At 70.5% G+C, this 22,688-nt stretch carries 14 protein-coding genes; 11 read left to right on the top strand and 3 right to left on the bottom strand.

The genetic code is table 11. The features are described from left to right. Positions 1–13: 13 nt before the first annotated feature. The 3 genes from BFF94_RS13905 to BFF94_RS13895 all read left to right on the top strand — a co-directional run bounded on the left by BFF94_RS13905 (position 14) and on the right by BFF94_RS13895 (position 3,210). Entirely contained in the window at positions 14–760 is a 747-nt protein-coding gene (locus tag BFF94_RS13905; RefSeq protein WP_128842503.1) for a fimbrial biogenesis chaperone, read from the top strand. Beyond that, on the top strand, positions 757–1,782 hold the full coding sequence (locus BFF94_RS13900; RefSeq protein WP_128842504.1) for a fimbrial protein: 1,026 nt from the start codon (positions 757–759) through the stop codon (positions 1,780–1,782). The genes BFF94_RS13905 and BFF94_RS13900 overlap by 4 nt, the downstream gene beginning before the upstream one ends. Positions 1,783–1,965: 183 nt before the next feature. Further along, positions 1,966–3,210 carry a calcium-binding protein gene (locus BFF94_RS13895; protein WP_246637308.1) on the top strand — a complete coding sequence of 415 codons (1,245 nt, stop codon included), beginning with the start codon at positions 1,966–1,968 and terminating at the stop codon, positions 3,208–3,210. 65 nt (positions 3,211–3,275) lie between these two features. Here BFF94_RS13895 and BFF94_RS37850 read toward each other — a convergent pair whose 3' ends face one another. After that, positions 3,276–3,404, bottom strand: a complete 129-nt coding sequence (locus BFF94_RS37850) for an HHHH-motif protein (RefSeq protein ID WP_246637307.1) — start codon at positions 3,402–3,404, stop codon at positions 3,276–3,278. 55 nt (positions 3,405–3,459) lie between these two features. Next, positions 3,460–3,711: a hypothetical protein gene (locus BFF94_RS13890; protein ID WP_128842506.1), complete on the bottom strand. Its 252-nt coding sequence runs from the start codon at positions 3,709–3,711 to the stop codon at positions 3,460–3,462. Between the two features lie 294 nt (positions 3,712–4,005). Between BFF94_RS13890 and BFF94_RS13885 the strand changes: the two genes are divergently transcribed. The 7 genes from BFF94_RS13885 (at position 4,006) to BFF94_RS13855 (ending at position 10,810) form a co-directional block, all read left to right on the top strand. Further along, positions 4,006–4,674 (top strand): RNA polymerase factor sigma-70, encoded by a 669-nt coding sequence (locus BFF94_RS13885; protein ID WP_128842507.1) that lies wholly within the window; start codon positions 4,006–4,008, stop codon positions 4,672–4,674. An 86-nt stretch (positions 4,675–4,760) separates the two neighbouring features. Next, the gene (locus BFF94_RS13880; protein ID WP_128842508.1) at positions 4,761–4,991 is read left to right on the top strand and encodes an MbtH family protein; all 231 of its coding nucleotides are present in this window, start codon (positions 4,761–4,763) and stop codon (positions 4,989–4,991) included. 45 nt (positions 4,992–5,036) lie between these two features. Next, on the top strand, positions 5,037–6,044 hold the full coding sequence (locus tag BFF94_RS13875; RefSeq protein WP_128842509.1) for a TauD/TfdA family dioxygenase: 1,008 nt from the start codon (positions 5,037–5,039) through the stop codon (positions 6,042–6,044). After that, the gene (locus BFF94_RS13870; RefSeq protein ID WP_128842510.1) at positions 6,044–6,892 is read left to right on the top strand and encodes an ABC transporter ATP-binding protein; all 849 of its coding nucleotides are present in this window, start codon (positions 6,044–6,046) and stop codon (positions 6,890–6,892) included. The genes BFF94_RS13875 and BFF94_RS13870 overlap by 1 nt, the downstream gene beginning before the upstream one ends. Next, entirely contained in the window at positions 6,889–8,979 is a 2,091-nt protein-coding gene (gene fhuB / locus BFF94_RS13865) for a Fe(3+)-hydroxamate ABC transporter permease FhuB (protein WP_219139462.1), read from the top strand. The genes BFF94_RS13870 and fhuB overlap by 4 nt, the downstream gene beginning before the upstream one ends. Next, positions 8,976–9,776 (top strand): siderophore-iron reductase FhuF, encoded by an 801-nt coding sequence (fhuF, locus tag BFF94_RS13860; protein ID WP_219139461.1) that lies wholly within the window; start codon positions 8,976–8,978, stop codon positions 9,774–9,776. Before fhuB ends, fhuF begins: the two co-directional genes overlap by 4 nt. Continuing rightward, positions 9,773–10,810: an ABC transporter substrate-binding protein gene (locus tag BFF94_RS13855; protein ID WP_219139460.1), complete on the top strand. Its 1,038-nt coding sequence runs from the start codon at positions 9,773–9,775 to the stop codon at positions 10,808–10,810. Before fhuF ends, BFF94_RS13855 begins: the two co-directional genes overlap by 4 nt. Positions 10,811–10,986: 176 nt before the next feature. On the opposite strand, the gene BFF94_RS13850 is transcribed toward BFF94_RS13855, so the two are convergent. Next, on the bottom strand, positions 10,987–12,732 hold the full coding sequence (locus BFF94_RS13850) for a cyclic peptide export ABC transporter (RefSeq protein ID WP_128845494.1): 1,746 nt from the start codon (positions 12,730–12,732) through the stop codon (positions 10,987–10,989). 271 nt (positions 12,733–13,003) lie between these two features. Between BFF94_RS13850 and BFF94_RS13845 the strand changes: the two genes are divergently transcribed. Continuing rightward, complete coding sequence (locus BFF94_RS13845) at positions 13,004–22,687, top strand: non-ribosomal peptide synthetase (protein ID WP_219139459.1); 9,684 nt, start codon at positions 13,004–13,006, stop codon at positions 22,685–22,687. The last annotated feature ends 1 nt before the right edge of the window (position 22,688 follow it).

The raw sequence follows: 22,688 nt of genomic DNA, 5'->3' as shown, positions 1-22,688 counted from the left end.
CACGGATCCAGCGATGAACCAATCCTTCTCCCTTTCTTGCCCGCGGCGCGCATGGTGCGTGCTCGCGACCGCCGGCGCGCTGCTCGCGGGCACCGCGCAGGCGGCGATCGTGCCGGACCGCACGCGCGTGATCTTCAACGAAGGCGAACAGGCCGCGATCGTCACGATCACCAACAAGAGCACGACCTATCCGTATCTCGTGCAGTCGTGGCTCGAGGACGCGAAACACAACAAGGTCACGTCGCCGCTGATGGTCGTGCCGCCGCTGCAACGCGTCGAGGCGAACGAGCGCAACGTGCTGCGGATCGCGAAGCTGCCGGGTGCCGACCTGCCGGCCGATCGCGAAACGGTGTTCTACCTGAACATCCGCGAAGTGCCGCCGAAGAGCGATACGCCTAACTCGTTGCAGATCGCGCTGCATACGCAGATGAAGCTGTTCTACCGGCCGAAGTCCGTGCGGCCGGTACGCGACGAGGACTGGACGCTGCCGATGACGCTGCGGGTCGATACGACCGCGCACAAGCTGGTGTTCGACAACCCGACGCCGTACCACGTGACGGTGGTCGACGTGAGCTCGGGTGCGCAGAAGACGCCCGTGCCGCTGGACCCGGTGATGGTCAGCCCGATGAGTACGGCCGACGTACCGTTCAAGGCTGCGATGCCGACGACGCTGTTCGTCACGCATGTCGACGATTACGGCGGCCAGGTGGCGGTCGAGTATGCGTGTGAGGCCGGTGCTTGCAAGAGCGTGAAGAAATGAGCGGGGGCGCGAGACAACGCGTGTCGTCGCTCGCGACGTGGCTGCGCTGGGTCGTCCTCGCGATGCTGATCGCGGCGGTGCAGCCGGCGTGGGCGCTGCGCTGCCTGAGCGACGGCGGCGCGGATTCGCTCACCGAGCCGATCGGCGGTGTCGCATCGTATCCGACGGACGCGCCGGATGGGTACGTGATCTGGGTATCGTCGCCGCGCACGACGACGGGGTACTGCTACAAGGACTACGGCGGGAATGCACTGAACTTTGCCGAGAAGGTTTACTTCTATGCGAACCCGAGGTCGCAGGATCCTGCCGCCTGGGGGCTGGAGATCGGTATTCGCTATGGTGGCCAGGACTATTTCGGCCTGGGTAGCGGGCCGAGCGCGCGCGTGGAAACCACCACCACCGTGGGCACGTGTTCGCAACGGGACTTTGACCGGGGGCGCTGCGAGAAGGTGCCGCTCAGCATTACCTATCAGGTGGTGGTGCGCAAGAAGGGTCAATGGATGCAGCCGCCGAACGATATCTACGCGGTCTTCCAGTTCGACGGGAGGGATGGCCTCAATGCGGCCCGATCGAGTTTTCAATACCGGCTGAGCGGGTTGTCGCGCCTGAAGCCGACGCCCTGCCTCGTCGACGTGCTCGTGACGCCCGAGCCCGGCATCGTCAATTTCGGCCAGGTGCAGGCGTCCGGCAACGGTTTCCTTCCGGCCGTGCCGCGCCGGCGGTTCTCGCTGTCGCTGACGAAGAAGTGCAGCATCCCGATCCGCGTCGACGGCTATTTCGAGGCGACCAAGGGCACCGTGCAGAACGGGTTGCTGGTACCGGCGAAGGACAGCAACTTCGGTATCGGCCTCGAGGACAGCCAGGGCAAGGCGATCGAGTTCAACAAGCAGTTCACGCTCACGCAGTTTGCGGCCAACGTCGCGAATCAGACCGTGTTGCTCGACGCGGTGCTCAAGTCGTTCGGACCACCGAAGATCGGGCCGTTCGACGCGTCCGCGACGATCCGGATTTTCCTGTATTGAGCGTTGTGCGGCATGAGCGGGGTGTGTCGAGAAACACGTCGCTTGCACCGGACTTTCATTGACGAACTGACGGAGGAGAAGGGGATGCATCTGAGACGCAACGTCGTCACGGCCGTGCTGGCCGTGTCGGCAATGAGCGTGGTTCACGCACAGACGGTATCGGCAGGCGGGTATTCGTTGACCGTGCTCGGCGACCTGGGCGGGCCGCGCGATGCGCGGTACGACGGCTATGCCGTCAGCGCGGACGGCAAGACGATCATCGGCTCCTACTGGAGCGAAGCACAGCCCGGTGGCTCAATGGCCTTCTCGTGGTCGGCCGCGGCGGGTTGGCAGAGGCTGGCCGCACCGGCGAATGTCTACGACGTGCTGGCACAGACGGTGTCGGCCGATGGCCGGGTGATCGGTGGCTCGATCAGCGCGCTCCAGCCGAACAGCAGCAATCTCGATCGATGGGCGGTGCGATGGCCCGGCGACGGTCGCACACAGGAACTCGTTCCGAGTACGGCGGGCCGGGGCGGATCAGTCGAAGTCGCGAACCGCGACGGCTCCAGGATGACGGGCGGCTTCACGGCGACCGGCGGCCGGAATGCACGGTTCCTGTGGGACGAGCGGACCGGTTTCCGCGAGTTGCCATCGGGAGGCGACTATCTCGTGCACCTGCTGGCGATGAACCCGTCCGGTAGTGCGGCAACCGGGTTCGCTGGCAATGTCGACGGCGTATATGGCTCGCGTGCACTCCTGTGGACCGAAAAATCCGGCGAGCGACTGTTGCCGACGATCAGCGTGGGCGAGGCCAGAATGGATATGGCCCGTGGCGTGACCGAAGACGAACGAACGATCGCCGGCTCGCTCGGCACCCTGGTGGTCACGCCGGATGGGCAACGGGTCGACTCGGAGGCCGTGCTGTGGACGAACGGCGGCGACAGCATCCAGCGTCTCGGTTTTCTCGACGGCGACAACAGCAGCTACGTGTCGTCGATCAGCACGGACGGGCGGGTCGTGGTCGGAGAATCGAGCAACGGGCAGATAGACGGCACGCGTGTCTTCGTCTGGACGCCACAAAGCGGCATGCGCAGCCTCGTTGCGTTGCTCGAAGCGGCCGGCCTGTCGGTCGGCACGCTGAATCTGTCCGGTGTGATCGGCATGAGCCCCGATGGGCAGACCATCACGGGGCAGGGCTATCGCGAAGGCGACCTCGACGCGAAGCCGCAGTTCTGGCAAGTGCACATCGATGCGGCGACGCTGCGCGCGTTGCCGCCGGCGAGCCCGGGCGCCGACGCATTGCGGGTACGGGCGGTGCAACCGAAGGTGGCGTCACGCATGCTGGCGGCGAAGCCGAACGTAGCGGTACGGCGAGGCGTCTGCCGCATGCCCGTCAACCCGGCGCGGCTCGCGCAATGCCGGCTGCTGCTGCCGGCCGCACGCTAGCGAGCGTGGTCGCATGCAGGTGAAGCGATGAAACAAGGCGCCGGTTCTCCGGCGCCTTGTTTCGTTTACCGCACCCAGCGGCAAACCTTGTGATGGTGATGGTCGAAGTGACACACGCGGTGAGGATGCGCTTCGGCGATGGCCGGCACGAGCACGGCGGCAGCGAGCGCCGCGACGGTCAGGGTTTTGAGTATCGTCTTCGTGTTGAGGTCTTGTCGTTGACTAGCGGGTCACGGGAGCGGCAGGGCATTACCACTGCGGCCGCTGATCGTCGTGACGGTCGTCCCGGCGATCGTCGCGGCGGTCATCGCGGCGTTCGTCACGTCCGCCGCGATGCTGGGCTTCCCAGTCGCGGCGCTCCCAGTAGCGATTTCCGTCCCAGTAACGATCGCCATGCCAGCCGAGCGTGACTTCGGCAGGGCCAGGATAGGCGACGCACCCGGTCAGCATCACGCTCGACAGCGCGCCAACCATGACAGCGGATAACACGATGGATTTCATGTTGTTCTCCCTTGGAAACGGCAAGTCGATCGTACGAGCCCCCAAAATTTCACGTGGTAATAAGTTGCTACCGCACATGACCGGTGCAGGCACTTCGTCAGATACGTGAAAGCCTGTGTCGGCCGGGTGCAAGCCGTACGCGCCCGCCGCGTGCGCGTCCCGCCTGCCCGGGCAACGATTCCGGAAATTGTTCAGACAAATCCTGACGACTGAAAGGGTTATCTGGTAATAGTATTGAGAATGATTTGCGTTTACGTTAAATTTCCCTATCTCGGAATTTGACGGAGCAGATCGATGGCCATGGCGGAAGTGCTCGACCGACCGGCGGCGGCAACGGCGAACCCGTTCCTCGGCAGTTATCCGGACCTGCCGCCGCGCGCCGCGCCGCGTGCGCGCCGTGCCGCGGAGCCCCGCGCGCAGGGCGCGCTGCTCGACGTGCTGATCTCGCATCGCGCGATGCTCGTCAATGTCGCACGAGGCTTCGTCGGCTGCGCGAGCCGCGCCGAGGACGTCGTGCACGACGTGTTCGTGAAGCTCGTCGAATTCCCGAACCAGGACGCGGTGCGTCAGCCGGTCGCGTATGTGGCGCGGATGGTGCGCAATGCGTCGATCGACGCATGCCGCCGGCAAAGCCTCGAAAACGTCTATCACACGGAAGAGGACGACGGCTTCGACGTGCCGTCGCCCGAGCCGACGCCGGAAGCCGCGCTGATGACGCGCGACACGCTGCGGCGCGTCTGGGCCGCGCTCGACGACCTGCCGGCGCGCAGCCGTGCGGCATTCGAGATGGTGCGGCTGCGCGAGGAGACGCTGCAGACCGCGGCGCGCGCGCTGAACGTGTCGCAGACGCTCGTGCATTTCATGGTGCGCGACGCGGAGCGTCACTGCGCGGAATGCCTCGACGCGTGCCACCGCGGCGTCGCGTGCCCGGTCTTCCTGGGCGGCCGCGCGCGGCGGCGGTAAAAAATCGCGACGGCCAATCGTCTATCAGACAGGAGCGGCCGAATCTGCCGCTTCGCCTCCTTCAACCGTCCCAGCGATTTCCGATCATGACGCAAGCCCCGACGCCTTCCGCCGACACCGACGATCTCGTCCATACGGTCGTCATCAACGACGAAGAACAGTATTCGATCTGGCCGACGTTCCGGCCCGTGCCGGCCGGCTGGCGCGAGGTCGGCGTGCGCGGCCCGAAGGCCGACTGTCTCGCGCACATCGAGACCGTCTGGACCGATATGCGCCCCGCGAGCCTGCGCCGTGCGATGGACGAGCGCGCATCGTGACCCGCTGCGCCGCGTTTGCGGCGCGCTACCTGAAGAGGACGTTGCATGACCCAGCTTTCGTTGCCGACGCTCGATGACCTGCGTATCGAGCCGGGGCTGCCCACCGTCGTGTCGCCGCGCGGCGGCGACGGCATGTCGATCGACGACGTCGCGCCGCTGGCGCGCGAGATCGCGGCCGACACGCTCGAACGGGCGGGCGGCGTGCTGTTCACGGGCTTTCACGTGCCGTCGATCGACGCGTTCCAGCAGTTCGCGGCGTCGTTCGGCGATCCGCTGATCGGCTATGAATACGCGTCGACGCCGCGCAGCCAGGTCGAAGGCGCTGTCTACACGTCGACCGAATACCCGCCGCACCGCGCGATTCCGCTGCACAACGAGCAGTCGTATACGCGTGAATGGCCGCTGCGGATCTGGTTCCACTGCGCGCTCGCGGCGCCGAAGGGCGGCGCGACGCCGATCGCGGACAGCCGTGCCGTCCATCGCTCGCTCGATCCGGCGCTCGTCGCGCGCTTCGAGCGGCGCGAGTTGCTGTACGTGCGCAATTTCGGACAGGGGCTCGACCTGCCGTGGCAGCAGTCGTTCGGCACCGACGCGCCGGCCGAGGTCGAGCGGATGTGCGCGGCGCGCGGCATCGAATGCGCATGGCGCACCGACGATGACGGCGAGTTGCTGCTGCGCACCCGCGAACGCTGCCAGGCCGTCGCGCGCCATCCGCGCACCGGCGAGCGCGTGTGGTTCAACCAGGCGAACCTGTTCCACCTGTCGGCGCTCGACGATGAGATGCAGGAAGCGCTCGTCGACGCGGTCGGGCTCGAGAACGTGCCGCGCAACGTGTACTACGGCGACGGCGAACCGCTCGAGGCCGACGCGCTCGCGGAGATCCGCGGCGTGCTCGATCAGCAGCGCATCGTGTTCCCGTGGCGCACGGGCGACGTGCTGATGCTCGACAACATGCTGACCGCGCATGCGCGCGACCCGTTCGAGGGACCGCGCAAGGTCGTCGTCGCGATGGCGCAGAGCTACACGGTCCCGCGCGACCGAACGGAGGATTGATGATGCGTAGTACCGCCGCGCTTGCCGCGCGCGGGCTGACGGTGGGTTATCGCGACCATGTCGTGATCGACGGGCTGGACCTGTCGATCGCGGCCGGCCGCGTAACCGCGCTGTGCGGACCGAACGGCTGCGGCAAGAGCACGCTGCTGCGCACGCTCGCGGGCCTGCAGCCCGCGCGGGCCGGCCATGTCGACGTGAACGGCCGGCCGCTCGCGTCGTTTCGCCGCCGCGCGCTCGCGCGCGAGCTGACGATGCTCGCACAGTTCAACCAGATTCCGTCGGGCCTCACGGTGCGCGAACTCGTCGCGTACGGGCGCTATGCGTACGGCGGCTTCCTGCGCGGGCTGTCGCGGGCCGACCACGCGGCGATCGACGAGGCGCTCGAGACGAGCGGCCTCGCCGGCGACGCGGATCGCGACGTCGGCGCGCTGTCGGGCGGCGAACGCCAGCGCGCGTGGATCGCGATGGCGCTCGCGCAGCAGGCGCCGATCGTGCTGCTCGACGAACCGACGACCTATCTCGACATCCATCACCAGCTCGACATCCTCGACGCGCTGCGCGCGCTGAACCGCGCGCGCGGGCTGACGATCGTGTGGGTGCTGCACGACCTGAACCAGGCGGCCGCGTACAGCGACGAGATCGTGCTGATGCGTGCGGGCCGCCTCGTCGCGCAGGGCTCGCCCGATGCGATGCTCGATCCGGCGCGGCTGCGCGCGGCGTTCGGCGTCGAGATGCTGAAGCTCGCGCATCCGCAGACGGGCGCGCCGATGTGCGTGCCGGCCTACGGGCCGTCGACCGACGGCGTGCCGCAGGCGGCCGGTGTGTTCGACCGGGATCTCGCCGTATGACGACGTTCGCGATGCGCAAGCGCCTCGCGGCGACGGGGAAGGGCGCGGCCCCGGGCCGGGCCGGCGCGATCGCGCTCGGTCTCGTCACGCTGATCGCGATACTCGCGGCGCTGCGCATCGCGCCCGATCTGCGCGTGTGGTGGGACGCGACGCCCGGCAGCGACGCCGCCGCGCTCGCGCACGTGTTCCTGTTCGACCTCAACCTGCCGCGCGTCGCGGCCGCGCTCGTCGCGGGCGGCTGCCTCGGCATCGCGGGCGCGCTGTTCCAGTCGCTGACGCGCAACCCGCTCGCGTCGCCCGACCTGCTCGGCGTGACGGGCGGCGCCCAGCTCGGCCTGCTCGCGGCGATGCTCGTGCCGGCGCTGGCCGGCGTCGCGTCGGTGCCGCTGCTGTTCGTCTGCGGGCTGGCCGCCGCCGCGTGCGCGATCGTCGCGGCCGGCGGCTGGCGTGCGACGCCGTTGCGGCTCGTGCTCGCGGGCAGCGTGTGCATGCTGCTGTTCGCCGCGCTGTCGACGCTCGTGCTCGCGTTCTTCGAGCAGAACATCGCGGGTGCCGCGCTCTGGACCAACGGCAGCCTTTACCAGCCGGGCGCGACGGGCCTCGCGCTCGCCGCGCGCTGGCTCGTCGTGCCGCTGCTCGCGCTGCCGTTCGTGATCCGGCCGCTGAATCCGCTCACGCTCGGCGACGATGCGGCCGCCGCGGCCGGCGTGCGCGTCGACGCGACGCGGCTCGCCGCGACGATCGTCGCGGTCGCGTTCACGAGTGTGGCCGTGAGTATCGCGGGCCCGCTGTCGTATGTCGGCCTCGTCGCGCCGAACCTGCTGCGCCAGGTGCGCGGCGCGCGCGCGGCGCGGCTCGGCGTGCTGGTGCCGCTGTCGGCGCTCGCGGGCGGCGCGCTCGTGCTCGTCACCGACAGCGCAGTGCTCGCGTCGGGCCTCGACGCGACGCTGTCGACCGGCGTCGCGATCGCGCTGGTCGGCACGCCGCTGATGCTCGCGATGATCCGGCGCGGCGCCGCGTGGTCGGGCGTGCTGCATGCGGATGCCGAACGCGCGGCGGGCGGCGGCTCGACGCGGCTCGTCGGCTGGCTCGAGCAGCTCGGCTGGCCGCTGCGCATGGCGTTGTTCGTCGTGGCCGGCGCGCTCGCGATTTTTGTCGGCGTGTCGGCCGGCCCCGAATGGCTGTCGCCCGCACGCTGGTCAGCGGCGCTGTCCGGTCACGATGCGCTCGCGCGGATGCTGATCGACCTGCGCATGCCGCGCCTGCTGTGCGCGCTCCTCGCGGGCGCGCTGCTGGCGATCAGCGGCGTCGCGATGCAGAGCGTCGTGCGCAATCCGCTCGCGGGCCCCGAGGTGCTCGGCGTGACGCAGGGCGCCGGGCTCGTCACGCTGTTCGCGCTGTCGACGTGGCCGCTGATGGGCCACGTGACGCTCGCGGCGGCCGCGCTGATCGGCGGCGGACTGTCGCTCGCGATCACGCTCGCGCTGAATCACCGGCATCGCTATGCGCCGCTCGCGGTCGCGCTGACGGGCATCGCGATCGGCGCGTTGTGGACGACGCTCGCGCAATGGCTGATCACGCAGGAAAGCGTGCAGCCCGCGCGCTTCGTCGTGTGGCTCGTCGGTGGCACCTACGGCCGCAGCTGGGGCGAGGTGTCGATGCTGCTGCCGTGGTGCGTGCTCGCGGTGCCCGTGTTCGCATGGCTCGCGAAACCGCTCGACATGCTCGCGCTCGGCGACGACCAGGCGGCCGCGCTCGGCCTGCCGGTGGCCGCGCTGCGGCCGCTCGCGCTGACGATCGCGACGCTCGCCGCGTGCGCGGCCGTCGCGGCGGTCGGGCCGGTCGGGTTCATCGGGTTGATGGCGCCGCACGTCGCGACGATGCTCGGCGCGCGCCGGCATCGCACGCGGCTGTGGCTCGCGGCAGCGTGCGGCGCGCTGATCCTCGGCGTCGCGGATCTCGCGGCGCGCACGGTCGTCGCGCCGCGCGAAGTGCCGGCCGGCGTGCTGACCGCGCTGATCGGTGCGCCGTACCTGCTCGGGCTGCTGATCCTCGAGGGGCGCCGCGCCCGGCGCGCGGGACGATGACGCCGTTGCCCGCCGGCGCGCGCGCCACGCGTTTCTCGGCGTTCGCGCCCGAACCGTTCGCCGAACACCTCGACGTCGTCTGGCTCGGCATGCCCGACGACGCACACGCGCCGGGGCGGATCGTCGTGCCCGTGAGCGCGTTGCCCGCGCACCGCGACGCCGTGCTCGACGCGATGGTCCGCCATTACGGCGGCGATCCGGCGCAGCATGCGCGCGCGCTGATGTCGCAATGGAGCAAGTACTACTTCGGCCGCGCGGCGCCGGCCGGCGTCGTCGCCGCGCTGACGCTCGGCCGGCCGCTCGACATGACGCCCGAGCGCACGCTGGTTGCGCTCGACCACGGGATGCCCGCCGCGCTGTATTTCGCGCCGGACGCGCTCGGCGCGCCGTGCGACGAACCCGCGCCGCGCTATGCGGGGCTCGTCGCGCATCTCGGCGCGGTGATCGACCTGCTCGCGGCGATGGGCCGCGTCACGCCGCGCGTGCTGTGGAGCAACGCGGGCAACCTGCTCGACTATCTGCTCGACACGTGCCGTTCGCTGCCGTGCGCGGCCGATCCCGTCCGGGACGCGGACTGGCTGTTCGGTCCGGCCTGCGTCCACGGCGAATCGAATCCGCTGCGCGTGCCCGTGCGCGACGCCGTGCCGCGCTCGCCGCTGCTGCCGACGCCGTTTCGAGCACGCCGCGTGTGCTGCCTGCGCTACGAAATTCCTGGAGAAACACAACTGTGTGGAAGCTGCCCCCTGCTACTGACGATGGACGACGCGGCGCTGGCCGGGCAGGACGCGATCCGGTGACGCACGCCGGCCGCCGGCACGCACTCGGCGCGCTCGCCGCGCTTGGCGCTGCGTGCTGCGGCGCGCTTGCCGCGTCGGCCGGTGCCGTTGCCGCGGCCGTCGATGCACCCGGCGCGCAGGGCGTTCGTGCATCGGGCGCCGTATCGCTGGCCGGCAATCCCGTCGTGTCGCAGGCGAGCGCGAAGATGCCCGTGCGGCCGCAGCGCGTGGTCGCGCTCGACTTCATGTTCGCGGAAAGCGTGATCGCGCTCGACATCGTGCCGGTCGGAATGGCCGATACGGCGTTCTATCCGGGCTGGCTAGGCTACGAAAGCGACCGGCTCGCGCACGTGACCGACATCGGCTCGCGGCAGGAGCCGGGGCTCGAGGCGATCGCGGCGGTCAGGCCCGACCTGATCATCGGCGTCGGTTTCCGGCATGCGCCGATCTTCGACGCGCTCGACCGGATCGCGCCGACGGTCCTGTTCCAGTTCAGCCCGAACGTGTCCGACGGCGGCGTGCCCGTCACGCAGCTCGACTGGATGCGGCGGATCTTCCGGACGATCGGCGTGGTGACGGGGCGCGACGCGCGCACGCAGGCGGTCGATGCGCAACTCGATGCAGGAATCGCACACAACGCGGCGCGGCTCGCGGCCGCAGGGCGAAAGGGCGAGCGCATCGCGCTGCTGCAGGATCTCGGCTTGCCCGACCGTTATTGGGCCTATACGGGCAACAGCACGTCGGCGGGCCTCGCGCGTGCGCTCGGGCTCGATCCGTGGCCGAACAAGCCGACGCGGGAAGGCACGCTGTACGTGACGTCGGCCGACCTGCTCAGGCAGCGCGACCTGGCCGTGCTGTTCGTGACCGCATCGGGGATGGACGTGCCGTTGTCGGCGAAACTCGATTCGCCGGTGTGGCGTTTCGTGCCCGCGCTGAAGGAGCACCGGATCGCGCTGATCGAGCGCAATATCTGGGGGTTCGGCGGGCCGATGTCGGCGCTGAAGCTGGCCGACGTGATGACCGATACGATGCTGAAGCTGCCGGCCGCGCGTTGAGCGTGCGGAGGTTGATCGGCGGATCACGCCGTTTTGGCGAGCAGGGCGTTGTTATCGGCTTGATTCACGGTGGATGACCCAAGCCTTTCCATCGCGCCAACCGCATTCCCCTCTGAAACGAAAATCGCCGACGCACTGCCATTGCAGCGCGTCGGCGATCTCCATCGACTGCCGTTTTACGCGCTCAGCGCATCGACGTCATCCTGCGCACGCAGGCGCGCGGGTTGCGTGTCGCTGACGATGCGCCCGTTGTCGAGCTTCAGCAGCCGGTCGGCGAGATCGAAATAACGGTCGTCGTGCGTAATCACGATCACGGCCTTGCCGCGCGCGCGCAGCTCGGGCAGCAGTTGCTCGTAGAACACGGCCTTGAACGACGGATCCTGGTCGGCCGCCCATTCGTCGAACAGGTAGAACGGCCGGTCCTCCAGGTACGCGACGACGAGCGCGAGCCGCTTGCGCTGCCCGGTTGACAGCGCACGGGTCGAGAACGCGCCGTCGACCACTTTCACCTTGTGGTCGAGCGCGAGCTTCGCGACCAGCGCGTTGGCACGCGCATCGGCCTGCGCACGGGACGGCGCGTCGGGATCGACGATGCCGAGCAGCGCATCGAACAGGTGGAAATCGTTGAACACCGCGCTGAAGCGCTGCCGGTACGCGGCGCGCTCGCGCCAGCCGATCGGCCGGCCGTCGACCTCGATCGTGCCTTCCTCGGGTTCGTAGAGCCCCGTCAGCACCTTCGCGAGCGTCGTCTTGCCGCTGCCGTTGCCGCCGACGATGAACACGAGCTCGCCCGGCTCGATGGTCAGGTCGATCGGCCCGATGCTGAACATCCGTTCGTCGCGTTCGTGGAAATAAGCGTGCGTGACGCCGCGCAGCGTGACTGCGCCGGCCGGCGGCACGTGGGGCGCGTCGGTCGCGGGCGGCACCGTGCGCAGCGCGCCGAATTCGGCCATCACGCCTTCGATCCGCGTGAGCGACACGCGCGCCGCGTTGACGGTCGGCAGGTTGTTCAGGAGCCCGTCGAGCGGCACGAGCATGAACAGGAACACGACGACGTAGCCGGCTGCGGCGCTCGGATCGGCATGCACGCCGAGCTGCGGCCAGAACGACGCGACGCCGAGGAACACATAGAACAGGAAGATGATCCAGCCGACGCCGACCGCGTACGCGCTGAACGCGCGGCGGCGGTGGTCGCGCACTTCGCCGATCGCGGCGCCGAGCTGGCCGTCGACGAACTGGCGTGCGCGCGCATCGTGCAGCTTCAGTTCCTTCGCGCCGGAAAACAGCGAGCCGAGATAGCCGAACAGGCGGTCCTGAGCCTGGCCGGCCGCCTCGAGCGACGCGATCGCACGGCGGTCGCCGGTGTGATAGCCGAGCGAACCGGCGATGATCGCGGCCAGCGCCAGCAGGCACACGGGCCACGACAGCCACGCGAGATAGCCGAGGCAGCCGAACACGATCGAGCCGTGCATCACCAGGTTCGGCAGCGCGAAGAACAGCATCGACACGTTGGTCGCGTCGTCGGTCAGCACCGACTGCACGGGCGCGGCGCCGATCCGCTCGATGTCGCGCAGCTCGGCCGCGCCGACGCGCCGCGCGAGATGCACGCGCAGCCGCGCCATCGTGTCCTGCGACAGGCGGGCGAACAACGTGCCCGACACGATCCGCGTGACGAGCGCGATCACCGCGCACAGCGCGAAGCGCCACGCGAGCGACGCATCGGCCGCGCCCGGTTGCGCGAGCGCGCGGTTCAGCGTCGCGATGAGCAGCACGCTCGCGACGCCGTTCAGCACGCATGCGGTGAGCGCCAGCGTGAGCGACACGCGGCTTTCGCGCAACAGCGCAAGGATCAGGCGCGCCGCGGGGCGGCCGGGGGAAGCGTCGAGGGACGGCGGGGAAGAAGGCTCGTGGGCGGCTGTCATCGGCAACGTCGTTAAAGGGAAGGCAAGCGAAAACGCGGGAATGGCAAAACTGACGTGGAAGCGGCGGACGGGGCGTGCCCCGTTCCGGCTTTCCTCCCTGATAGACGAACGGGCCACGCAAATATTTAACAACCCCTTCAAAAAAACCGTCCGCACGCACGTTGAACGCAAAACGGTAAAAAATCGGCCGCGCCGTTCGTCACACCAGTGAAGCCGCCCCAAGCGGCCCCGAGACTTGGCCGAAGCGGCCGGACCGAAGGATTTCACGCACATGACGAGTTTCCCGACTGCGCTGCATCACCGAATCCGCGAACTGGCGCACATCGCGCCCGACGCACCTGCAATCGCGGTACCTTTCCAGAATGACCTGCGCCTGTCGCGCGGCGCGCTCGATGCCCGTGCGTCGCAACTGGCCCGGCAACTGCGCGCAGCCGGCGTCGGCGCGGAAGTGCGGGTCGGCGTTTGCGTCGAGCGCTCGTGCGAACTGTTTGTCGCGCTGCTGGCCGTGCTGAAGGCAGGCGGCGTGTTCGTGCCGCTCGATCCGCGTCACCCGGCCGCGCGCCTCGACTGGATCGTGCAGGATGCGCAACTGCGGCATGGCATCGTCGACGCGGCCGGCCGTGCGGCGCTCGGCGCGCCGTTCGAACACGCGTTCGACGCGGCCGCCGAAGCGGCGGGCGGGCAGGACCTCGCTGCCGATGACGAAGCGGTGCCGGTGCATCCGCGTTCGGCCGCGTACATGATCTATACGTCGGGCTCGACCGGCACGCCGAAGGCGGTCGTCGTCGAGCACGGGCCGCTCGCCGCACACTGCGACGCGCTCGCGGCCGCGCTGCCGATCGAGGCCGGCGACCGCCTGCTGCATTTCGCGTCGGTCAACTTCGACGCCGCGCACGAATGCTGGCTCGCGCCGCTCGCGATCGGCGCCGGTATCGTCGTGGCGCCGCCGCAACCGTTCGCGCCGGACGACGCGCATGCGCTGATGGTGCGCGAAGCGGTCAATGTCGCCGCATTCCCGCCTGCCTACCTGCGCGAATTCGCGACTGTGGCCGCCCGCGCCGGCGTGCCGCCGGCCTTGCGCGTGCTCGCGTTCGGCGGCGAAGCGCTGCCGCAGCAAGCGTTCGAATTCGTGCGCCGCACATTCCCGTCGGTACGCCTGATCAACGGCTACGGGCCGACCGAGGCCGTGATCTCGCCGATGCTGTGGCCGGTCGAGCCGGGCGAAACGCCGGTGCTGGCCGCGGACGACGCGTATGCGTCGCTGCCGATCGGCAGCGTGATCGGCCCGCGCGTCGCGCGCGTCGACGGCGGCGAGACCGATGGTGTGGGCGAGCTGCTGCTCGGCGGCGTGTGCGTCGCGCGCGGCTATCACGGCCGCCCGGCACTGACGGCCGAACGTTTCATTCCCGATGCGGACGGCGAACCCGGCGCGCGGGTCTACCGCACGGGCGATCTCGCCCGGCTGCGCGACGACGGCACATTCGACTATCTCGGCCGCCTCGACGACCAGGTCCAGGTGCGCGGCGTGCGCGTGGAACCCGCGGAAATCGCCGCATGCCTGCGCTCGCATCCGGCCGTGGCCGACGCGGCCGTGGTCGCCGAAACGGGCAACGGGCCGACGCGGCTGATCGCGTGCATCGCGCTGCGCGCGGCAGCCGACGACGCGGCGCTGAAGGCGCACGTGGCCGCTCAACTGCCGGCCGCATGGCAGCCGCACCGGTTCGTGCGCTGCGATGCGCTGCCGTATACGCTGAACGGCAAGCTCGACCGTGCCGCGCTGCGCGAGAAGATTGCCGCCGCGCGCGACACGGCGCAAGGTTCCGGCGACGCGCCGCGCACGCCGACCGAACAGCAGCTCGCCGGGCTCTGGCAGACGCTGCTCGGCCTCGATGTCGCGCCGGCGCGCGACGCGCATTTCTTCGTGCTGGGCGCCGATTCGCTCACCGCGATGCAGCTGCAGGCCGCGATCCGCGCCGCATGGCGCGTGAACCTGCGGCTCGACACGCTGTTCGCCGATCCGGCGCTCGCCGAACTGGCCGAAACGGTCGATCGTGCGGAGCGCGAGACCGGCGAGCCGCTGGCCGCCATTTCCGCACGATCGACATACTGCGCGACGGCCGACGCGGCCGCCTCGGGCACGCCGTATGTCGACCGTGCGGCATCGCTCGCGCAGCAGCGTTTCTGGGTGCTCGCGCAAACGCGTGACGCGAGCGCCGCGTATCACATCGCCGCGCACTGGACGATCGACGGCGCACTCGAACGCGCTGCGCTGCAGCGCGCGCTCGATCACGTGATCGGACGGCACGAAGCGTGGCGCACAACGCTCGTCGACAACGACGACGGCGTCGTGATGCAGCGGATTCACGCGCATCTGCCGGTGTCGATCGCCGATGTCGACCTGCGCGACCAGCCGCCGGCCGCGCGCGATGCGCAAGCCGCGCGTCTCGCCGAGCGCGACGCGGCCGAGCCGTTCGACCTCGCACGCGGCCCGCTGCTGCGCGCGACGCTCGTCGCGCTCGCCGACGACCGTCACCGCCTGCTGCTGACCGCGCATCACGCGATCACCGACGGCTGGAGCTCGCGCTGCGCGTTCGACGAACTGTCGGCCGCGTACCGCGCGTATGCCGAAGGCCGCGAACCGTCGCTGCCCGATTTGCCGATCCAGTACGCCGACTACGCGGACTGGCAGCGCGACATGCTGGCCGGCGGCGAGGGCGAGCGCCAGCTCGATTACTGGCGCGGTGCATTGCGCGACGCGCCGGGCCCGATCGCACTGCCGGTCGACCGCCAGCCGGGCGCCGCGCGCACGCTGCAGGGCGCGCGCGTGTCGGTGCGGCTGCCCGACACGGTCGCGGCCGACGTGCGGCAACTCGCGCGCGACGCGCAGGCCACCGTCTTCACGGTGCTGCTGGCGGCGCTCGACGCATGGCTGTCGCGCCTGACCGGCGAGACGGATGTCGTCGTCGCGGTGCCGGTCGCGCATCGCCAGCGCCCGGAAACCCGCGCGTTGCTCGGGTTGTTCCTGAATACGGTCGCGCTGCGCGTGCGCGTGGCGCCGACGCTGCCGTTCCGCGCGCTCGTCGATGCGGCGCGCGCGGCGGCGCTCGACGCGGTCGCGCACCAGGACGTGCCGTTCGAGCGCGTCGTCGATGCGGTGAAGCCGCCGGTCAAGCGCGGCGACGAATGGCTGCGCGTGAAATTCGCGCAGCAGTTCGACGCGCGGCACGACAGCGTGCTGCCGGGCGCAACGGCGGTCGCGACGCCGGGGCCCGATCTCGCCGCGCGCTTCGATTTCGCGCTGGATTTCACCGACGATGCGAACGGGATCGAACTGGTCGCGGCTTACGCGACCGACTGCATCGACGCCGATACCGCACGCGTGTGGCTCGACAGCTATGCGGCGCTCGTCGGCGCGGCCGCGCACGACCCGCAACACACGACGGCCGCGCTGCCGTGCGACGCATCGGCTGCCGCGCGCCAGCCGCGCGACGGCCGTGCGCTGCGTGTCGAACATGCCGACATCGTCGCCGCGTTCGCGCGGCAGGCGGCCGCGTATCCGCATCGCGTCGCGCTTGCCGATGCATCGGCATCGCTGACGTTCGCCGAACTCGACGACGCATCGAACCGCATCGCGCGCGCGCTGACGCAGCGCGGCGTGGCAGCCGAAGCGCCGGTCATCGTCTGCATCGAACGTTCGGCGCGCTTCGTCGTCGGCCTGCTCGGCGCGCTGAAGGCCGGCGCGCTCGCTGTGTTTCTCGATCCCGCGCAACCTGCCGCGCGACTGGCCGCGGCAGCGGCCGACTGCGGCGCGCGCTGGGCGCTCGTCGCGGATACGGCCGCGTGGCCGGCCGGCATCGGCACGCAGCCGCTCGACGCCGACACGCTCGCGCAGGACGCGACGCTTGCGCATGCGGCCGGCGTGCGCGTCGCGCCGCATCCGGAACAGGGCGCGTACCTGATCTATACGTCGGGCTCGACCGGCACGCCAAAGGGCGTGGTCGTGTCGCACGGCGCACTGGCCGACTATGTGCAGGGGATGCTCGACGAACTCGCGTTCGCACCGGACGCGTCGTTCGCGATGGTGTCGACCGTCGCGGCCGACCTTGGTCACACGACGCTGTTCGGCGCGCTGTGCGCGGGCCGCACGCTGCATCTGCTGCCGGCCGCATGCGCGTTCGATCCGGACCTGTTCGCCGACGAGATGCGCCGCCGCGACGTCGGCGTGCTGAAGATCGTGCCGAGCCACCTGCAGGCGCTGCTCGACGCGCGCGTGCCGGCCGACGTGCTGCCGCGTCATGCGCTCGTGACGGGCGGCGAAACGCTCACGTGGGCGCTCGTCGCGCGCTTAGGCGCGCTCGCGCCGGCCTGCCGCGTGATCAACCATTACGGGCCGACCGAAGCGACGGTCGGCGCGATTGCATGCGATACGGCGTCGATCGGCGCCGACGCGCGCGATCCCGCGAGCGGCGTGCCGCTCGGCCAGCCGCTGCCGAATGCGCGCGCGCTCGTGCTCGACGCGTTCGGCGCGTGCGTGCCGGCCGGCGCGACCGGCGAGCTGTATCTGGGCGGGCCGGGCGTCGCGCGCGGCTACCTGGGACGCCCGGCGCAAACCGCCGAGCGCTTCGTGCCCGATCCGTTCACGCCGGGTGCGCGGCTGTATCGCACCGGCGACCGCGTGCGGCTGTGCGCGGACGGCCGCCTCGCGTTCCTCGGCCGCATCGACGACCAGGTGAAGATCCGCGGCTACCGCGTCGAACCGGGCGAGGTGAGTGCAGCCGTGCGCGCGGCCGGCCCGGTCGCGCAGGCCGAAACGCTCGCGATCGAGCACGACGGCCGCGTGCGGCTCGCGACGTTCGTCGTGATGCGCGACGGCGCGGCGTTCGACGAAGCCGCGATGCGCGCGGCGCTCGCCGCGAAGCTGCCCGATTACATGGTGCCCGCGCAGTTCGTCGCGCTCGCGCGCCTGCCGGTCACCGCGAACGGCAAGATCGATCGCGCCGCGTTGCGCGAACTGGCGGCCGCGCCGGTCGCGGTCGCTGTTGGGGACGCGCCGCAGGGCGCGGTCGAAACGGTGCTCGCCGAAGTCTGGCAGGCCGTGTTGAAGGCACCGCAGGTCGGCCGCGACGACAACTTCTTCGAGCTCGGCGGCGATTCGATCCTCGTGCTGCAGGTGATTGCCCGTGCGCGCAAGCGCGGCGTGCGCTTTACGCCGAAGCAGTTGTTCGACGGCCCGACGGTTGCCGAACTCGCGCGCATCGCGAAGACCGAGGACGTGGCCGCCGCCGCAGCACAGCCCGCGGTTGCGACCGCCACGGCAATGGCAATGGCGGCGCCGGCTGCGGTGCCGATCCTGACGCCCGCGCAGCAGCGTTTCTTCGCGCTCGACATCCCGCATCGCGGCCACTGGAACCAGTCGGTCGCGTTCGACGTGCGCGGGCCGTTCGATGCCGACGCGTTCGCGCGCGCATTCGACGCGTTGCTGACGCATCACGACGCATTCCGCCAGCGCTTCACGCGCGGCGCGGACGGCACATGGCACGCGAGCGATGCCGCGAAGCCATACGACACGCTGCCGTTCGTCGAAGTCGCCGCCCGCGACGAAGCCGATGCCCTTGCGCGCTTCGACGCGTTGCAGCGCCGTCTCGACCTCGGCCGCGGGCCGCTTGCCTGCGCGTGCGCGGCACGGCTGCCCGACGGTTCGACTCGGCTCTATCTGGCGATTCACCATGCGATCGTCGACGGCGTGTCGTGGCGCATCCTGCTCGACGACCTGGACACGGCCTACCGCGCCGCATGCGAACGCACGCCAGTCCGGCTGTCGCAGCCGGGCCTGCGCGCGGACGCATGGACCGCACGGCTCGCGCGCGCCGCGACGGAACCGGCATCGCCGTTCGCGGCCGCAGCCGCGTACTGGGCCGGCATGGCGCAGGGCGACGACCTCGTGCCCGATCATCCCGACGCAGCGGCGACGAACGCCGATGCGGCCGTCGTCGTGCAGACGATCGATGCGGCATTGACCCGCGCGGCGCTGACCGATGCGCATGCCGCCTATCGCACGCAGACGATCGAACTGCTGGGCGCGGCGCTCGCGCTGGCGCTGGCCGGTGCTCGCGGCGCCGCATCGTGCCGGATCGAACTGGAAGGGCATGGTCGCGAGGCGCTGTTCGACGACGCGGACGCCAGCCGCACGATCGGCTGGCTGACGAGCCATTACCCGGTGACCTTGCCGGTCGCGGCCACCGCGCGCGACACGCTGTGCGCGATCAAGGACACGCTGCGCGCGGTGCCGCACAAGGGGCTCGGCTTCGGCGTGCTCGCGCACTACGGCGACGCGGCGACGCGCGCGGCGCTGGCCGCCGTGCCGCGCCCGCGCGTCACGTTCAACTATCTCGGCCAGTTCGACGCACCGCGCGACGCGACGCTCGTGCCGCGCTTCGGCGGCACCGGCGTCGAGCGCGACCGCCAGGGGCCGCTCGGCAATACGCTCGCGATCCACGCGTACCTCGATACGGACCGCGACGGCGCGCGCACGCTGAAGGTGCACTGGGTCTACGGCGCACCGCAGTTCGAGCGCGCGACGATCGACGCGTTCGCCGAACGTTTCGCGGCCGCGCTGCGCGAAATCGTTGAAGCGTGCGCGTCGCGCATCACGCATCGCGGTGCAGGCGCGACGCCGGGCGATTTCCCGCTCGCGCAGGCCGCCGGGCTCACGCAGGCCGCGATCGAACGCGCGCCGCTCGACTGGCGCGCGATCGACGATGTGTATCCGCTGTCGCCGATGCAGCAGGGCATCCTGTTCCATGCGCTGTTCGCGCCCGGTCATGCGAGCTACGTGAACCAGCTCGTCGCGACTGCAACTGCGCTTGACGCGGACCGGCTCGCGGCCGCGTTCGACGCGTCGGTCGCACGTCACGACATCCTGCGCACGAGCGTGATGCCGGACGAAGCCGCGCCGCTGCAGTGCGTGCATCGTCATGCGCAAATGCCGGTCGAACAGCTCGACTGGCGCACGCGCGGCGGCACGCTCGACGCCGATTTCGACGCATGGCTCGCGGCCGACCGCGCGCGCGGCTTCGACTGGCGCGAACCGCCGCTGATGCGGCTCACGCTGATCCGCGTGACGGACGACGCATGGCGCGTCGTGTGGACGCGTCACCACGTGCTGCTCGACGGCTGGAGCACCGCGCGCCTGCTCGCGGACGTGCTGCGCGACTATCGCGACCCGGACGCCGTGTCGCCGTTCGCAAGCCGCCCGGCGCTGCGTTACCGCGATTTCATCGCGTGGCTCGGCACGCGCGACCGCGACGCCGACGAACGCTTCTGGACCGCACGCCTCGCGCGGCTCGATGCGCCGACGCTGATCGCGGAGCGCGCGGCCGACCGTGCGGATGCCGAGATGGTCACGTGGCGCGCGACGCTCGATGCGGATGCGATGACGCGCGTCGCGCAGGCGGCACGCGCACTGAGGCTGACCGTCAACACGCTGGTGCAGGGCGCGTGGGCGCTCGCGCTGCAGCGGATGACGCACCAGCCGGCCGTCGCGTTCGGCGCGACCGTCGCGGGCCGTCCCGATGCGCTCGCGGACGTCGACTCGGTGCTCGGTCTCTTCATCAATACGCTGCCGGTCATCACCGCGCCTGCACCGCAGCAACGTGCGGCCGACTGGCTGCAAACGCTGCAACGCGACAACGCGGCCGCCGCCGAGCATGCGCACACGCCGCTCGCCGATATCCAGCGCTGGGCGCGCGGCGCGGGCGGCGCACTGTTCGACACGCTGGTCGTGTTCGAGAACTACCCGGTCGACGACACGGCGCGCGACGCCGATCCGCGCGCGCTGGCATTGAGCGGCGTGCGCAGCATCGAAGCCACCGATTTCGCGCTGACGCTCGTGATCGAAAGCGGCACGGAGCTGACGATCGACTACGGCTACGACACCGCGCGCATCGATCAGCGGCAGGTCGAGACCTGGCACCGCGCGTTCGCGTGCGCGCTCGATGCGCTGGCCCGCACGCCGGACGCGCTGCTCGGCGCGCTGTCGATCGCCGACGACGCAACCCGCGACGCACTGGCGCTTGCGCAGGACACGGCGCGTGTGTGGCCGGCTTCGCAACGGCAGCCGCTGCACCTGCAATTCGCTGATGCGGCACGGGCGACGCCCGACGCGATCGCACTCGAATACGCGGATATTCACGGCGGCGTGCATCGAGCGACCTATCGCGAACTCGACGCCGGCACGTCGCGCATCGCGGCCGCGCTGCGCCGGCGCGGCGTGCGGCCCGACACGCCGGTTGCGCTGTGCGTCGAGCGTTCGTTCGACATGGTGATGGCGCTCGTCGGCGTGCTGAAGGCCGGCGCCGCGTACCTGCCGGTCGATCCCGACTATCCAGCCGAGCGCATTGCGTACCTGCTGCGCGACGCGCGGCCGGCCGTCGCGATTACGCAGGCCCACTTGCGCGAGCAGGTCGAGGCCGCGCTGGGTGAGGGCTCCGACACGCAGTTGCTGACGGTGGCGGACCTGCTGGCCGAAGAAGTAGACGACACGTCTGCAAGCGAAGCCGCCGCGATCGACGACGCGCAGCTCGCGTACCTGATCTACACGTCGGGTTCGACCGGCAAGCCGAAGGGCGCCGGCAATACGCACGGCGCGCTCGCGAACCGGATCGCGTGGATGCAGCACGCATACCGGCTGACGCGCGACGACGTCGTGCTGCACAAGACGCCGTTCGGCTTCGACGTGTCGGTCTGGGAATTCGTGTGGCCGCTGGCCATCGGCGCGAAGCTCGCGATCGCCGCGCCCGGCGACCACCGCGATCCGGCGCGCCTGGCGGCCGCGATCCTTGCGCACGGCGTGACGGTGCTGCACTTCGTGCCGTCGATGCTCGCCGCGTTCGCCGCGTATCTCGACGATTTCCCGGCCGCCGCGCAATGCGACAGCGTGCGGCTGATCGTCGCGAGCGGCGAGGCGCTCGCGCCCGAACTCGTCGCGAAGATGGCGCGGCTGCTGCCGGACGCGACGCTCGTGAACCTGTATGGGCCGACCGAAGCGGCGATCGACGTGTCGCACTGGACCTGCGGCCCCGACGACGCGAACGCGGTCGCGGTACCGATCGGCCATCCGATCGCGAACCTGCAACTGCACGTGCTCGATGCCGCGTGGCAGCCGGTGCCGGCCGGCGCGACCGGCGAGTTGTACCTCGCGGGCGCGGGCCTCGCGCGCGGCTATCTCGGCCGTCCGGCGCTGACGGCCGAGCGCTTCGTGCCCGATCCGTTCGTGCCGGGCGCGCGCATGTACCGCACGGGCGACCTCGCGCGCCGGCGCGCCGACGGTGCGCTCGACTACCTCGGCCGCGTCGACACGCAGGTGAAGCTGCGCGGCCAGCGGATCGAGCCGGGCGAGATCGAGGCGCTGCTGCGCGCGGCGCCCGGCGTGAACGATGCGGTCGTGATCGTGCGCGACGAGCAGCTGGTCGGCTATGTCGCCCGCGGCGACGCGGGCCCGCTCGACCGCGCGGCGTTGCTCGATGCGTTGCGTGCGCAACTGCCGGCGTACATGGTGCCGACGCAACTGATCGAACTCGACGCGTTGCCCGTCACGCCGAACGGCAAGTGCGACCGCCATGCGCTGCCCGCGCCGGTGCGCGAAGCGGCCGACGCCGTCGCACTCGCGACCGACACCGAACGCGCGCTCGCGGAAATCTGGCAACGCGTGCTGCACGTGGACGCGATCGGCCGCGACGGCGATTTCTTCCTGCTCGGCGGCCATTCGCTGCTCGCGACGCAGGCCCATGCGCAGGCGAACCTGCACTGGGGGCTTGCGATGCCGCTGCGCACGCTGTTCGACACGCGCACGCTCGCGCGCTGCGCGGAAGCGATCGACGCGGCCTGCGCGGCGCGCGGCGCGACCGATGCGGCGAGCGCGATCGACGCGCTGCTCGGCGAACTGGAAACCCAATAAG

Source organism: Burkholderia catarinensis (assembly GCF_001883705.2).
Lineage (GTDB): Bacteria > Pseudomonadota > Gammaproteobacteria > Burkholderiales > Burkholderiaceae > Burkholderia > Burkholderia catarinensis.
This window is presented reverse-complemented; position numbering and strand designations above follow the sequence as displayed.

What these genes read in the sequence shown, in the direction of transcription:
- BFF94_RS13905 (WP_128842503.1), top strand. Translation starts at nt 14, where the DNA reads ATGAACCAATCCTTCTCCCTTTCTTGCCCGCGGCGCGCATGGTGCGTG.
- BFF94_RS13900 (WP_128842504.1), top strand. Translation starts at nt 757, where the DNA reads ATGAGCGGGGGCGCGAGACAACGCGTGTCGTCGCTCGCGACGTGGCTG.
- fhuF (WP_219139461.1), top strand. Translation starts at nt 8,976, where the DNA reads ATGACGCCGTTGCCCGCCGGCGCGCGCGCCACGCGTTTCTCGGCGTTC.
- BFF94_RS13845 (WP_219139459.1), top strand. Translation starts at nt 13,004, where the DNA reads ATGACGAGTTTCCCGACTGCGCTGCATCACCGAATCCGCGAACTGGCG.
- BFF94_RS13875 (WP_128842509.1), top strand. Translation starts at nt 5,037, where the DNA reads ATGACCCAGCTTTCGTTGCCGACGCTCGATGACCTGCGTATCGAGCCG.
- BFF94_RS13890 (WP_128842506.1), bottom strand. Translation starts at nt 3,711, where the DNA reads ATGAAATCCATCGTGTTATCCGCTGTCATGGTTGGCGCGCTGTCGAGC.
- BFF94_RS13850 (WP_128845494.1), bottom strand. Translation starts at nt 12,732, where the DNA reads ATGACAGCCGCCCACGAGCCTTCTTCCCCGCCGTCCCTCGACGCTTCC.
- fhuB (WP_219139462.1), top strand. Translation starts at nt 6,889, where the DNA reads ATGACGACGTTCGCGATGCGCAAGCGCCTCGCGGCGACGGGGAAGGGC.
- BFF94_RS13870 (WP_128842510.1), top strand. Translation starts at nt 6,044, where the DNA reads ATGATGCGTAGTACCGCCGCGCTTGCCGCGCGCGGGCTGACGGTGGGT.
- BFF94_RS13885 (WP_128842507.1), top strand. Translation starts at nt 4,006, where the DNA reads ATGGCCATGGCGGAAGTGCTCGACCGACCGGCGGCGGCAACGGCGAAC.
- BFF94_RS13880 (WP_128842508.1), top strand. Translation starts at nt 4,761, where the DNA reads ATGACGCAAGCCCCGACGCCTTCCGCCGACACCGACGATCTCGTCCAT.